The following is a 13232-nucleotide window of genomic DNA, read 5'->3' on the forward strand; positions in this document are numbered from 1 at the left end:
TTTTTATGTTGTCTTGCGAAGCAGGCGCTTTTCCAGCTCCACCAGGAAAAACACCAGCACGGCAATGAGGAAAGCCAGACCCCAGTGACGGGGGGGCAATGGTACGGTATGAAATACCCGCTGCAGAATGGGTAGGTAGAGAAGGGCGAGTTGTAGTAGAAACAGCACTGCCAGGGCAATCCACGCGCTGGGGTTGCGAAACAGTGTCGATCTCCGCCATGCCCAGCCCTGCAGGTGACGGACGTTGAAAAGGTACAGCGCTTGACTCAGCACCAAAGTGGTCACTGCCATGCTGCGTGCCAACTCCGCAGGCATTCCCGCGGACAGTTCGGCGTAGAAGGTGGCCATGGTGGCGCCGCCGATACTCACGGAAACGAGGCCGACCCGGAGAAGAAAACGCCAATCGAGGAGACTCTCCGTCGGGTTACGCGGGGGCGCTCCATGATTCCGGGCTCTGCCGGCTCGAAGGCCAGCGCGAGCGCCAGGGTGACGGCGATGACCAAATTGACCCAGAGGATTTGCAAAGGCGTGAGTGGCAGTTGCAGCCCGGCGATGATCGCCGCCAGCAGCACTAGACCTTGCGCGCCATTGGTGGGCAGGATGAAGAGGATGGCCTTGCGCAAATTGTCGTAAATTGCCCTACCCTCAGCCACCGCCCGGGCGATACTGGCAAAGTTGTCGTCCACGAGCACGAGGTCGGCGGCCTCCTTGGCGGCTTCACTGCCCCGCGTCCCCATGGCGATACCGACGTCGGCGCGTTTGAGGGCGGGGGCGTCGTTGACCCCATCTCCGGTCATGGCCACCACCTGTCCGCGCTTCTGTAGCGCCTCGACCAGACGCAATTTGTGTTCTGGGCTGGTGCGGGCGAAGACCTGAGTCCGCAGGGCGACGGTGGGGAGATCGTCGGGCGCGATGCGATCGAGCTCAAGCCCGGTAAGAACCTCAGAGCTCCCGCCATCTACCAGGCCCATCTCCCGGGCAATGGCCAACGCCGTAGCGGCATGATCGCCAGTAATCATCTTTACCTGGATGCCGGCGCGACGACAGTCGGCAATGGCGGTGATGGCTTCGGGACGGGGAGGATCGACAATGCCGACCAAGGCCAGTAGGGTGAAATCTTGCCCCAAACCGTCGAGTTCCAGGCTTTCCTGTGTTCCATCGACATCACGTCGCGCCAGGGCCAAAACCCGCAAGCCCTGGCTGGCCAGGGCTTGGTTTTCCCGCTCCCAGAAAGGGATGTCGATGGGCAGCGTGCTGCCATCGGCACCCAGCATGCTCCCACAACGCGCGAGAACCCGGTCAGGGGCACCTTTCAGCAAGATCCGACGCTGCCCATCTGGCCGTTCTGTCAGCACCGCCATGAGCTTGTGCGCCGATTCAAAGGGAATGCTGGCGAGGCGCCGATAACCCTCGCCGGGAAAACCGGCCTTGGCGCTCAGGGCGCGCAGGGCGCCCTCGGTTGGCTCGCCAATGATCTGCCAATTCCCCTCTTCCTGCCGTAGCTGCGTATCGTTGGCCTCACTGGCGACTTCCAGGGCAGCAAAACGCGCCCTGTCGCCCGACTGGGCGCCGGCAAGCTCGCCCTGCGGCGCATATCCCGTGCCGCTAGCCTCATACCAGGCCGCATGGGTGCGCAGCCCGCGGGCAAACATTTCATTGCGGGTCAGGGTGCCCGTCTTGTCGGTGCAGATGACGGTTACCGCACCCAAGGTCTCGATGGCGTGGAGATGGCGGGCGATGACCTGGCGTCGCGCCATACGCTCCACGCCAATCGCCAGCGTGATGCTGAGGATGGCAGGCAGTCCCTCGGGGATGGCGGCCACGGCAAAACTGATGACCGCCAGAAAAACTGCAAAGGGCGGCAGCATCTCTCGTGCCAGCCCGACTCCCGCCATCATCGTACTGAGTACCAGCACCAGCACCGCCAAGGTCCTGCTGAAGCGTTGCATCTGCCGGATCAACGGGGTCTGCAGGGTATTCGTCCCCTGCAGTAGGCCCTGAATCTTGCCCAGCTCGGTCTGCGTTGCGATGGCCGTGACCACCGCCACCGCGCGCCCCGCCCGCACAAAGGTGCCGGCATACAGCATGCTGTGGCGATCGCCAAGGGCAGCGTCGGCCTCTACCGGCGCAGCCGCTTTGTCGCTGGGCAACGATTCGCCGGTGAGCAGCGATTCATCGACGCGCAGCCCCTGGGCCGAGAGGATGCGCAGATCGGCCGGCACGCGGTCGCCGGAGCGCAGCTGCACGATATCGCCGGGGACGAGTTCCTCGGCGTCGACGTTCTGCCATTCTCCTGCGCGCCGCACTTTGGCCTGCAGGCGCAGGATCTTGCGGATCGCCGCCAGGGCGCTCTCTGCTTTACCCTCTTGCAAGGTACCAATCAGGGCGTTGATCAACAGTACCGCTAGGATCACCGCACTATCGAGCAGGTGCCCGAGGAGCAGAGTGACTAGGAATGCGGCGAGCAGGACATAGATGAGGGGATCGCGAAACTGGCGCAGAAAGCGCAGGGCCCAGTTCGGCGGGGGCTGGGTGGGCAGACGATTGGCGCCATAGCGTCGTTGCCGCGCCGCGATTTCGTCGTGGCTCAGTCCTTCGGAGTGGCTGGCCAGTTGCCTGAGTACACTATCAGCAGCGACGGAATGCGCGGTTGCGGACACGGTCTGGCGCTCGTCCATCACGCTTCCGGCTCCCTAGGAGCTTTCCAGTACCTTGGCCAGCACCTGGCTGACCTCGATCTCTTCCATGCAGCGGTGATGCTTGAGGGGCAGACACGCTTGCCGCAAGGACTGCAGGGCAGGTCGCGACGCAGGACCTGGGCATTCTCCGCGAGTGGCGGGGTCATGGCCAGGGAAGTCGGGCCATAGATGGCAATGACGCGACTGCCCACCGCACCGGCAACATGCATCAGACCCGAATCATTGCTGACGGTGATGGGCGCCAAAGAGAGCAGATCGATGGCCTGCAGTAGGGTGGTACGCCCGCCCAGATCGACCGCCCCCGGAGCCTGGGCAGCGATTTCCTGGGTGATGGGGGCATCCTTGGGGCTACCAAAGAGCCAGACCGCGTGACCACTTTGCAGGAGGGCCTGGGCCAGACGCGTCCATTTGTCGACTGGCCAGCGCTTGGCCGGGCCATATTCGGCCCCGGGGCCAGGGCGACCACGCGCGGCCCGGGATCGAGAGCAAATTCCTGCCAAGCCAGGGAGCGTGCCGTTGCATCGACCTGCAAGCGCGGCGCAGGGAGGCTGTGCGGCTGCGGCAGACGCGGCGGCAAGCCCAGGGCGACATATTGGTCCACGGTGCGCGGGAGTTTGCGACGGTTCAAGCGATGGGGGTCCGAGAGTAGCCACGCGCGCATCTCGCGACGAAAACCCGTGCGCACCGGAATCTTCATCCAATACGGAATCAGCGCCGACTTGAAGCTGTTGGGCAGGCAAATGGCCCAATCGTAATCCACGGGCTGCAGTTCTCGGGCCAGGGTACGCCGGGCCTTGAACGCAAGCTCCCCATGCGGGATTTCCAGCGGGATCACTCGCCGCAGCTCGGCCATGCGCAGCCCCACGGGCGCACTGGCCGGCGGCGCCAGAAGGTCGATCTGCACCCGCGGCCAGCGTCGGCGCATCACCTGAAACAGCACCTGTGCCATCACCATATCCCCCACCCAGGACGGACCGATGACCAGCACCTGCGCTGGATCGTTGCTGCGCGCCAGACGGGTCATGCGCGGTATCCGCGGCGATGCCTCCGCGACCTGCGCGCCGGCGACTGCGTCGTCTACCACAGATTCCCCAGCAGCATGACCACCAGCTCCACGGCAATCAGCACGATGATGATCCACTCCAGAATGGTCTCGCGCTCGTGGCGGCTGGCGACGACAATGACTTCCAGGCCCTCGCGGATGGCATCGAGTTTCTCATCGAGGGCGCGAAAGCGGCTGGTCAGCTCGAGATCGGCGGAAAGCTCGCGCGACAGCAATTCCAGGCCTGGGGTTTCCCAGACGATATCGGGGTTGTCGAGCACCGCCAGGCGGGAGAGGATTTCGGTGCGGGTGGCCGAGGTCGACGCCAAAAAACGTAGATACCCACCCTTGCGTCCCGGCAAGCGCCCGCTTTTGGTGACCTCGGAAAGCAGATTCAATGTGGTTTCGAGGAGGCTTTCGACTGCCTCCTCATGCAGCTCCAGGGCCAGACTCTGGGCCAAGCGCAGGGCAACGAGAAAAAGCCGTTCGTCGTCGATTTGGCGTAACTGCACCGCCTCTTTTCCGACTCCATCGCGGTCGCTCAGCAGGAGCTGGAGTTCTTCCACGTTCACCTTACTGACCGCCGGAAACGCCGCCTGCACGCCCGCCATGATGCGCGCCTGCAAGGCCGGCCCTGCTTCATAGAAGCAGATCACCCCCGAGCGAAACAGTACCACCCGGGTCTCGCCATCGCGCAGCATGCGGTGCGCCGGGCCTTCGAAGACGCGCTCCATGTCGAAGCATTCGTTCCAGCTCTTGAGCTGGATCTGGCGTACCGGCTGAATGGCATGGAGAAGGGGCCGCATGGAGGCTCAGTCGTCGGGAAACAGCTTGCCAGGGTTGAGGATGCCCAGGGGGTCGAAAAGCCCCTTGATTTGTCGCTGCAGGTGCAGGCTGACGGGGTCCAGTTCGCGCCCAACAAAGGCGCGTTTGACACTGCCGATACCATGTTCTCCGGAGAGCGTGCCGCCAAGTGCCAGCACGCTGCCGAACAGACGATCCAGGCCCCGCTCGACGCGCCGCATCTCGTCGTGGTCATCGGGATGCACCAGAAAATTGACGTGCAGGTTGCCATTGCCAGCATGGCCAAAGCTGACGATCCGCAAGCGTTCGCTGCTGGCGATGTCTTCGATCTCGGCCAGAAGATCGCAGAGACGGGGAACCGGAACCACGACATCTTCATTGATCTTGCGCGGGGCCATGGCCTTGGTCGCCGGAGACAGGGACTTGCGCGCGGCCCAGAGGGCGGCAATGGCCGCCTCGTCCTGACCGCGCTCGATCTGTAGCAGCCCCTCTCCGGCGAGCGCAGCGCCCATCAGCTCCAACTGACGCGGGAGATCCGCCACTTCGCCATCCACCTCCACCATGAGCAGGGCCCGGCTGCTCTCGGGCAGGTCGCTCGCGGCGCCCATGCCACGGATCGCCGCCAGGGCGTGGGCATCCATGAACTCCACCGCACTGGGCAGAAAATCCTGTTGCATGACCCGATTCACCGCAGCACAAGCATCTCTGCTCCGGGCATAGGCAGCACGCAGCAGGGCGCGGCCAGCGGGGCGCGGCAGCAGGCGCAGGGTAGCCTCGGTGATGAGGGCGAGGGTGCCTTCGCTGCCGACCAGCAATCGGGTGAGATCGTAACCCACCACCCCCTTGCTGGTGCGCACGCCCGTGTCCAGGGTTTCGCCACGCCCAGTCACGGCCCGCAGAGCGAGGACATAATCTCGGGTCACACCGTATTTGACCGCATGCGGGCCGCCGGCATTCATCGCCAGATTGCCACCGATGCGGCAGTACGGGCTGCTGCCGGGGTCGGGCAAATAGGCGAGGCCATCTTGGCTCGCGATGCGATCGATGTCGCCGGTGATGCAGCCGCTTTGCACGCGGATGAGGCGCTCCTGCGGGGCATACTCCAGTATCTCCGTCATGCACTCGAAGGAAACCACCGCCCCGCCTTCCACCGGCAGCGCGCCGCCGACATTGCCGGAACCCGCCCCCCGCGCCGTCAGCGGGAGCTTATGGCGGACAGCCAGACGGACGATGGCCTGTACCTCTTCATGACTGTGGGGGAAGAGCACGACTGCAGGCAAGCGTGCCTCGGGGGTATCATCGCTGCTATAGAGCTCGCGCGTGTAGAGGTCATCACGGGCACGCTCGGCGCCCAGGCAAGCCTTGAATCCGGCAATGATCCCCTGGCTCATGGCTGGGTCTCCCGAATTTTCTGCAGCAGCCTCGTGGTACTGCGCTGATGACGAAAGGGGATACTCAGTACCCGACCGCCCCAGCCCTGTACCTCGCCGGCACCAACGATGCTCTCGACGGGCCAGTCGCCTCCTTTGACCAGAACCTCCGGCCGCAGCCTTTGAATCAGGCGCAGAGGAGTGTCCTCATCGAACGTCGTGACATAGTCAATCGCTGCCAGGCCGGCCAGTACCCCCTGGCGATCGTCGAGGGGATTGATCGGCCGGTCGGCGCCCTTGCCCAGACGCCGCACCGAAGCATCACTGTTCACCGCCAGGACCAGACAGGCCCCCTCGGCCCGCGCCTCGCTCAGGTACTGCACATGGCCGCGGTGCAGAATGTCGAAGACACCATTGCTGAACACCAAGGGGCGCTGCCCGGCCACCCGCCGGGCCAGCTCGTCCCAGTCGTTGACGATCTTGTCGTCCAGGGCTTGCGGGTGTTCCAGCTCCGCCGCGTGGGCATCGACGGCGGCACAGAGACTATGAATCAGTAAGAGATGGACTTCCTGAATGCGGGCCGTGCGTTCATGGGGCACGCGCAACTCGATGTCTCCGGGACGCAGCTCCCGCGCCAGGGCGCCGCCGTCACGGCCGGTAAAGGCAAGAACCCATATACCCCGAGCCTGCGCCACGCGCACGGCAGCGAGGATGTTGGCGGAATTGCCGGAGGTGCTGAACACGAGCAGGCCGTCGCCGGCCTTGCCCAAGGCCGCCACCTGGCGGGCGAAGACCTGCTCGTAATTGATATCATTGGCAATCGAGGTCAGCACTGCCCCATCGGTGCTGAGGGCAATGGCCGGCAGGGGACGGCGCCAGCCCTCGAAGCGGTTGACCAGCTCCGAAGCAATGTGAGCGGCATCACCGGCGGAGCCACCGTTGCCACAGCTCAAAAGCTTGCCGCCGCGACGCAGGGTTTGCAGGATGCGCGCCTCTGCCTGCCGACACGGCCCTGCCAGCTCCTCGAGCCCGGCCATGAGGGCGCGATGCTCCGCCAGTTGAGCTGGCCAAAATGACGAATCACTCATGGGCTGGGTACCTGAAAGGCATCACGAATCCACTCGCCCTCTGCGGCGCCATCGAAGCTCACGACATCGAAGCGACAGGGCCAGGACTGATATTGTGCGTGGCGCAACAGGAAAAATTGCGCTGCGCGGATGATCCGTTGCTGTTTGCGCGGCCCGATGCTGGCGGCAGCGTTCCCCTGGCGGTCGTGGCTGCGGCTGCGTACCTCGATGAAGACGAGACTGTCCCGGTCCTGAGCGATGAGGTCGATCTCGCCGGCGCGGCAGCGAAAATTACGCTGCAGCAGGCGCATTCCCCGTTCGTATAACAGCCCTTGCGCCCGCTCTTCCTGCCACTGGCCGATTTTCTGGGTGGGGGAAGGCATCTTCAGGGCCTCGGCAATTGCGGCAAGACCTGCATGGCACCGTTCTTCTGCCAGGTCACCCAACGCAGATTGCGTTTGCCGTGCTGCATCGGGCGTTCGGAAAGCCCCATGGATTGCATGCTTTCCCGTTCTGCCGATGCCGTGCTCCCGAGAATTTTCGCCAGCAAACCATAGGCCTCGACCCCAAGCCCGGCCATACGCCACTGCTGCGCCGTTGCCTGCGGCAGGCTCTGCTTGACTGCCTGGGCGGCGGGACCATCGGCCATCTGCGGATCGAACACCCAAGGCATGCCCAGCGCATATATCTTGCTGCCGCTCAGGCCGCCAGAATCCTCGCTGGTAAAAGTGGGGATGCCCGCCAAAAGGATCGGACTGGAACTGTGCGCACGGATATCGGTAATGATCGCCGCCGGATTTTTCTCGGATGTGACCAGAAAAGTGAAGGCCCCTCGTCCACCGGCAGAGCCCAACGCCTCCTGCACGACGCCTGCCGTATCGCCACTCCCCACCCGGTAGTGGGCCACGCCCGCAACGTTTCCGCCCAGCCGCTTCCAATTTTCCAGAAAGGCCGCCTGCATGGCGGCACCCTCGGCATCCAGAGGATACAGTACCGCAGCTTGGCGGTAACCGGCCCGAAAAGCATCTTCCGCCACCCGCCGGGCAACCACCTGCAAACTGATGTCAAAGTCGTAGATGCCTTTGCTGGGATCGCTGGCAACGTCACCAAGGAGCAGGATGGGCGGATCCTGCGGGTGCCGCGCGCCGAGCACGGCATTGATGTCCTGCGGCAGAACGGGACCGACAAAAGCCGCGCAGCCGGCCTGCACACCCGCAGCATACTGCGTGGCATTCAGTGCCGGATCGCTGCTGTCGCTCAGTTCGTGAATGGCTGGCCCCGACACCTGCTGCGCCGCCGCCTGCAGGCCCGCCGTGAAGGCCAGGGTATTGTCGGCAAAGCGACCCGTAGTAGGGAGCAGGGTGCAAATCGCGCCTTTTGCGCCACCGGCTGGCGGCGCCGCTGTATGCCCGTAATGGATGTCGGGATGACCCGGGTGCGCCTGCAGCCAGGCGGCAAACGCCGCATCGCGGGCCGCGGGTTCAACATGTTCCCGCGCGATCAGGGCAAAAGCCAGCCATTCCTGAACGATCGGATCGCCGCTGCGCCCCTGCCAGTTTTTCAGCTTCGCCGAGCTTTGCGCGTCGAGCAGCGAATGAATCTGCCGGCGATTTTCCGTCTTGGCTGCCCCAGACAGCAGGGCATCCCGCTTCACCAGAAAATCGAGGGCAGTGAGATCGTGGTTTTCGCGCTGATAAATCTCCGCGAGCTCTTTCATCGCGGTCGCACGCTGCTCGGGAGAGACGCTGCTGATGCTGATGAGCTCGGCGAGGGCTCCACTCGCCAGTTTGTCCTGCCCATCACGCTGGTAGGCCTGGGCCTGAATCCACAGCGCCTTGGCACGTTGGGACGGATCCTGACTCAGGCGCAGCACCTCGGCGCTGAGCAGACTCGCCACCTGCGTACGATTGCCATCCAGGGATGCCTGCGCGGCCTTGAGCAGGTAGTCGAGTTGCTGGTCCGCTCCGCTCGCGGCGGCGGCCTGGATGTACTCCTTGGCCGCCGCGAGGTCCTTTCCCTCGGCCAATAAACGGTCCGCTTTTTGCGCCTGGCTGATTTCCACCGGTGCCGGCGCCACCGTCACGGCGGCTGGCGCGGGCGTCGGTGCGGGGGTATGTGGCATACTGGCGCAAGCGCCCAACAACACGGTTAGGAGCGCCGTACTTCCGAGGCGCCACCATGCCGGCGCGAAGAGTCGGGAGAGCTGCTGCATGGGCAAAGTGTAGGGAGAAGACTGCAGGTGCGCAATGAGATGCGGGAGACACCCACTGGACGCGAACATTACCCCGGCCGATTGGACATCGTCGGTACGCCCATCGGCAATCTGGAGGATCTCTCCCCCCGGGCGCGGCGAGCGCTTGCTGAGGCCGACCGGATCCTCGTCGAGGATCGCCGCCACGCCCAGCGCCTTTTTCAGAGCATCGGGATCCAGCCCCGCAGCGAACCGCTCCACGAGCACAATGAGCGCCGCCAGATTCCTCGCATCCTTGCCTACCTGCAGGCCGGCGAGCGCCTGGCCCTGATTTCGGATGCCGGCATGCCGCTGATCTCCGACCCCGGCTACCCGCTGGTCCGCGAACTGCGCCGTGCGGGGGTTGCGATCTCGGTCATCCCCGGCCCCTCTGCGGCCCTGGCTGCCCTGGCGCTCGCCGGCCTGCCGACGGACCGCTTCTGCTTTGAGGGCTTTTTGCCGGCCAAAAGTGCGGCACGACAGCAGCGCCTGCGCGAACTCGAGGCGGAAACCCGCAGCATGATCTTCTACGAAGCACCACACCGCATTTTGGCGACCCTGGAGGACATGATCGCGGTGCTGTCGGGCGAGCGCGGCGCCATTCTGGCCCGCGAACTCACCAAACTGCACGAAGAAACGCTGGGCGAGAGCCTGGAAGCCATCCGGGCCACTCTGAGCGCCTCCCCGGAGCGCCAACGCGGTGAAATGTGTCTGGTACTCGCCGGTGCGCCAGAACGCGAAAGCGGCGAGGCAGAGCTGGATCGCCTGCTCCGTCCGTTGTTGCAAGAACTCCCTTTGGCGCAAGCCGTGCGCCTTGCCGAGGCACAGAGCGGCGCCGCCCACCGGCGCCTCTATCAGCGCGCCCTTGCCTTGACTTCGGCAGCAGAGTCGGATTAAATCGCGACTCTCGCAGCCCAGGTAGCTCAGTCGGTAGAGCAGAGGACTGAAAATCCTCGTGTCGGTGGTTCGATTCCGCCCCTGGGCACCATATAAAACAAAGAGTTATAAAGAAATCTCAAGCTTCTGTTGATTTTCCGCTCCACTGGCGCGACACTCTGGCATGAAAAAGAGCTGTCACGGAGCGTGGTGCATGGCAACTGTTTCCCCAAGATTCGATGACCAAGGAGTTCGCATTGGTTGGCAAGTGCGGATTCGGAAGAAGGGTTTCCCACAGCAGGTTAAGACCTTCCGAAAGAAAGCGGAGGCAGAGGGGTGGGCAAAGACCGTCGAGGCAGAAATGGAGCGCGGAGCTTGGCGCGACACAACAGAAGCCGAAGCAACCACGCTGTCCGAGGCTTTCGAGCGGTACGCAACCGAAGTCACGTCTTCTAAGCGCACACCTGGACCGGAGTTGTCGAAAATTCGAAATTGGCAGTCTCGCCCTATCGCCAAGACAGCTTTGGCCCGCGTCGGAGGCAAAGAAGTCGCGGCTGTCATTAGAGATATGGAGCAGGAGGGCAAAAGCCCGAACACCATCCGCTTGCACCTGGCCGTCCTATCCCATTTGTTCAAGGTAGCCCGCACCGAGTGGGGCATGACCTCACTGATCAACCCTGTGGAACTGGTCCGCAAGCCTAAGCTCCCCCAAGGCCGAGATCGACGGTTAGAAGGTAACGAGGAAGAACGCCTTTTCTCCGAGTGCGCAAAGGCGCAGAACCCCTGGCTCCTGCCCGTGGTCCGGTTCGCCATCGAAACTGCAATGAGAGCGGGGGAAATTTTGGAAACCAAGGGCAAGAGCGAAGACGACGGCGAACGGCCCATCCAGTCTACCGGATTGTTCTGGAAGAATGTGGACTTGAACAAGCGGATCGCACTGCTCCCAGAAACCAAGAATGGCACGGCCAGAGCCGTGCCGCTTTCCTCTACTGCCGTCGAAGTTTTGCGCGACCTGCCTAGCTCCCTGGATGACAAGGTTTTCGGTACCACCTACGAAGCGATTCATCTTGCTTTTATTAGGGCCTGCAAGCGGGCCAAGATTGAGGACCTGCGCTTTCACGACTTGCGCCACGAAGCTACGAGCCGCCTATTCGAGAAAGGACTGAATCCGATGCAGGTAGCGGCCATTACCGGACACAAAACCTTGCAGATGCTCAAGAGGTACACTCACTTGCGGGCGGAGGATTTGGCGAAGCTGCTGGGGTAAGGATGAGCGCCATTACTTCCCAGTTATCACTGTGGGTAGTAACGCATCGAAAGCTGCCATTGGAGCTGGTAGATAGAGGAATCAGCCTTTAGTATGAGATAATTTAATAAATGATAACAATTAAATTGATCAATAGAGGAAAAAATGCATTTTCATTTTTCAATGAAAAGAGAGTAGTTAATATGACCTTCTATCTTTTTTGTATCCTCAATTTTAATTAATGACCTATTTTTTAGGTGCATAAATGCCCTGATTCTATTCCTGTATCCCTTGGTTAATCTTGGTACATTGCCATTAACAATTAGTCCGTACACTTTCATCCTCTTTGGAGCATATATTACTTTCTCCTTTTTTTCTGACATCATAAGGTTGCACTTTTCAAGCTGCGATCTAACCTTGGATTTAATATCATCAATCTCATGCTGTGATAGAATTCGTGTGCTTGATATTACAATATCATCTGCGTACCTAGTGTATCTCAAGCCATGTTCCGTGCAGTAGCCTGAGATTTCATCATCAAAAAAAGACAAAACCATATTGGATATTACCGGACTTGCGGGCGACCCCTGTGCAAGATAGCCTCTATAGCAGCATAATGACGCTATAATCCCCGCTTGCTTTTCTGTATAACGGTTCTTCGATGTTTCATGTGGGTAGCCTGAGATCCAGTTTACCGAGGATCAGGTAGGCCATGTTGATAAAGTTCTTGTGGGTACGGTAGCCACGGGCTTTTGCCTTGGCGGACTGGAGGAGGCTATTGAAGCCTTCCAGAATCCCGTTGGTGATCTGGCTCTCGAACCAGCGGAGCACACCATCCCAGTGATTCATGACGGTGTAGGCGACCTTGACCATTGGCGGTAATCCGCTGTCCTTGACGTTTTCCACCCAGGCCTTGAGCAGGGTGGCGCCCTGGTGGCGATTCTGGACGGTGAAGATTTCTTGGAAGGTCAGGCGAAGCTGATAAGCCTGTGCTGTCTTGAGGTTCTGGTTCTTGAGGATCTCCCGGAGCCTGGCGCTTTGCTTGGCGGAGAGCTTTCCCGGGTTCTTGAGCCAAAGCCAGCGGCTCTTTTTCAGGTCTGGTTGGGAGAGGGCTTCCCCCTTGCGTACGGCATCTACGGCCTCATTGACGAGCTTCATGAGGTGAAAGCGATCGAAGGTGACCTGGGCGTTGGGCAGGTGTTCTGCGGCCCCTTTTTGGAAGGCTGGCGAGAGGTCCATGCTGACCTCCGTAATGGCCTCGGCGCTGCCGCCATGGGCCTGCAGATCTTCGGCGAACTGCGCAAAAGTCTCGGCATCCTTGCCGGGTGTGGCAAACAGCAGGCGCTTCGCCACGAGGTCCACAAACAGGGTGATGTAATCATGGCCGCGCCGGCTGCTCGTCTCATCGATACCGACGGAATGGACCTCTGACATGTCCGCGGCCTCGCGGGCCTTGGCGACGTAATGATCGAGCACCCGCCAGAGTCGCTGGTCCGTCTCCCGCACTAGGCGGGAGACCGTCAACACGGGCATCTCCCGGACCATGGCCATGACTAGAGCCTCAAAGAGCAGCGTGAATCCCGAGCCTTCCCGCGCCCAAGGGACGGATACCAAATGCACGCCGTGTTCCGGGCAATGGACCCGTGGTACGCGGGCATGGAGATAAGCCGCATGCTGGAAGAAGTCGAGGTGACGCCAGACCTTCTCCTGGGTGTCATAGACCGGGCAGTCCTGGCCGCAGACCGGACAGGGAAACTGACTACCCCTTGGGAAGTTCACATGCAGGTCCAGGCGCTTTTCCTCCACCGTGAACCGCACATCGTCCACCATCCACGGCGGAACCAACCCCAACGCCAGAGTGAACAGTTGATTACCTTGGTCCATCCTTATCCTCAGCT

At 61.9% G+C, this 13232-nt stretch carries 11 protein-coding genes, 1 tRNA gene and 1 pseudogene; 3 read left to right on the plus strand and 10 right to left on the minus strand.

Annotated elements, in window-relative coordinates; all coding sequences use genetic code 11:
- Window positions 1-3: 3 nt before the first annotated feature.
- The 8 genes and pseudogenes from ORD17_RS04375 to ORD17_RS04415 all read right to left on the minus strand — a co-directional run bounded on the left by ORD17_RS04375 (window position 4) and on the right by ORD17_RS04415 (window position 9194).
- Window positions 4-369 carry a cation transporting ATPase C-terminal domain-containing protein gene (locus tag ORD17_RS04375; RefSeq protein WP_374693389.1) on the minus strand — a complete coding sequence of 122 codons (366 nt, stop codon included), beginning with the start codon at window positions 367-369 and terminating at the stop codon, window positions 4-6.
- On the minus strand, window positions 366-2678 hold the full coding sequence (locus ORD17_RS04380) for a cation-translocating P-type ATPase (protein ID WP_374693404.1): 2313 nt from the start codon (window positions 2676-2678) through the stop codon (window positions 366-368). Before ORD17_RS04380 ends, ORD17_RS04375 begins: the two co-directional genes overlap by 4 nt.
- A pseudogene (gene waaF, locus ORD17_RS13445) lies at window positions 2678-3723 on the minus strand (lipopolysaccharide heptosyltransferase II). The gene ORD17_RS04380 and the pseudogene waaF overlap by 1 nt, the downstream one beginning before the upstream one ends.
- Before the next feature lie 53 nt (window positions 3724-3776).
- Entirely contained in the window at window positions 3777-4547 is a 771-nt protein-coding gene (locus tag ORD17_RS04395) for an RMD1 family protein (RefSeq protein WP_308389670.1), read from the minus strand.
- A 6-nt stretch (window positions 4548-4553) separates the two neighbouring features.
- A complete protein-coding gene (locus ORD17_RS04400; protein ID WP_308389671.1) occupies window positions 4554-5936 on the minus strand; it encodes an FAD-linked oxidase C-terminal domain-containing protein in 1383 nt (460 codons plus the stop codon).
- Window positions 5933-7003 carry a D-glycero-beta-D-manno-heptose 1-phosphate adenylyltransferase gene (gene rfaE2 / locus ORD17_RS04405; RefSeq protein ID WP_308389672.1) on the minus strand — a complete coding sequence of 357 codons (1071 nt, stop codon included), beginning with the start codon at window positions 7001-7003 and terminating at the stop codon, window positions 5933-5935. The genes ORD17_RS04400 and rfaE2 overlap by 4 nt, the downstream gene beginning before the upstream one ends.
- The gene (locus tag ORD17_RS04410; RefSeq protein WP_308389673.1) at window positions 7000-7365 is read right to left on the minus strand and encodes a YraN family protein; all 366 of its coding nucleotides are present in this window, start codon (window positions 7363-7365) and stop codon (window positions 7000-7002) included. The genes rfaE2 and ORD17_RS04410 overlap by 4 nt, the downstream gene beginning before the upstream one ends.
- Before the next feature lie 2 nt (window positions 7366-7367).
- Window positions 7368-9194 carry a penicillin-binding protein activator gene (locus ORD17_RS04415; RefSeq protein ID WP_308389674.1) on the minus strand — a complete coding sequence of 609 codons (1827 nt, stop codon included), beginning with the start codon at window positions 9192-9194 and terminating at the stop codon, window positions 7368-7370.
- 27 nt (window positions 9195-9221) lie between these two features.
- Here ORD17_RS04415 and rsmI point away from each other — a divergent pair, with 27 nt between their 5' ends.
- The 3 genes from rsmI (at window position 9222) to ORD17_RS04430 (ending at window position 11355) form a co-directional block, all read left to right on the plus strand.
- Complete coding sequence (gene rsmI, locus ORD17_RS04420; protein ID WP_308389675.1) at window positions 9222-10109, plus strand: 16S rRNA (cytidine(1402)-2'-O)-methyltransferase; 888 nt, start codon at window positions 9222-9224, stop codon at window positions 10107-10109.
- Between the two features lie 15 nt (window positions 10110-10124).
- Window positions 10125-10200, plus strand: a tRNA-Phe gene (locus tag ORD17_RS04425).
- Window positions 10201-10302: 102 nt separating this feature from the next.
- The gene (locus ORD17_RS04430; RefSeq protein WP_308389676.1) at window positions 10303-11355 is read left to right on the plus strand and encodes a site-specific integrase; all 1053 of its coding nucleotides are present in this window, start codon (window positions 10303-10305) and stop codon (window positions 11353-11355) included.
- A gap of 152 nt (window positions 11356-11507) precedes the next feature.
- Here ORD17_RS04430 and ORD17_RS04435 read toward each other — a convergent pair whose 3' ends face one another.
- Window positions 11508-12020, minus strand: a complete 513-nt coding sequence (locus ORD17_RS04435; protein WP_308390054.1) for a reverse transcriptase family protein — start codon at window positions 12018-12020, stop codon at window positions 11508-11510.
- A complete protein-coding gene (locus ORD17_RS04440) occupies window positions 12001-13218 on the minus strand; it encodes an ISL3 family transposase (RefSeq protein ID WP_014003049.1) in 1218 nt (405 codons plus the stop codon). Before ORD17_RS04440 ends, ORD17_RS04435 begins: the two co-directional genes overlap by 20 nt.
- Window positions 13219-13232: the final 14 nt, after the last annotated feature.

Source organism: Acidithiobacillus sp. AMEEHan, assembly GCF_030996345.1.
Taxonomy (GTDB): domain Bacteria; phylum Pseudomonadota; class Gammaproteobacteria; order Acidithiobacillales; family Acidithiobacillaceae; genus Igneacidithiobacillus.

Excerpts from the sequence above, each read along its gene's own strand:
- ORD17_RS04380 (WP_374693404.1), bottom strand. The coding sequence starts at position 2,678 with ATGGACGAGCGCCAGACCGTGTCCGCAACCGCGCATTCCGTCGCTGCT.
- ORD17_RS04395 (WP_308389670.1), bottom strand. The coding sequence starts at position 4,547 with ATGCGGCCCCTTCTCCATGCCATTCAGCCGGTACGCCAGATCCAGCTC.
- ORD17_RS04400 (WP_308389671.1), bottom strand. The coding sequence starts at position 5,936 with ATGAGCCAGGGGATCATTGCCGGATTCAAGGCTTGCCTGGGCGCCGAG.
- rfaE2 (WP_308389672.1), bottom strand. The coding sequence starts at position 7,003 with ATGAGTGATTCGTCATTTTGGCCAGCTCAACTGGCGGAGCATCGCGCC.
- ORD17_RS04410 (WP_308389673.1), bottom strand. The coding sequence starts at position 7,365 with ATGCCTTCCCCCACCCAGAAAATCGGCCAGTGGCAGGAAGAGCGGGCG.
- ORD17_RS04415 (WP_308389674.1), bottom strand. The coding sequence starts at position 9,194 with ATGCAGCAGCTCTCCCGACTCTTCGCGCCGGCATGGTGGCGCCTCGGA.
- ORD17_RS04430 (WP_308389676.1), top strand. The coding sequence starts at position 10,303 with ATGGCAACTGTTTCCCCAAGATTCGATGACCAAGGAGTTCGCATTGGT.
- ORD17_RS04440 (WP_014003049.1), bottom strand. The coding sequence starts at position 13,218 with ATGGACCAAGGTAATCAACTGTTCACTCTGGCGTTGGGGTTGGTTCCG.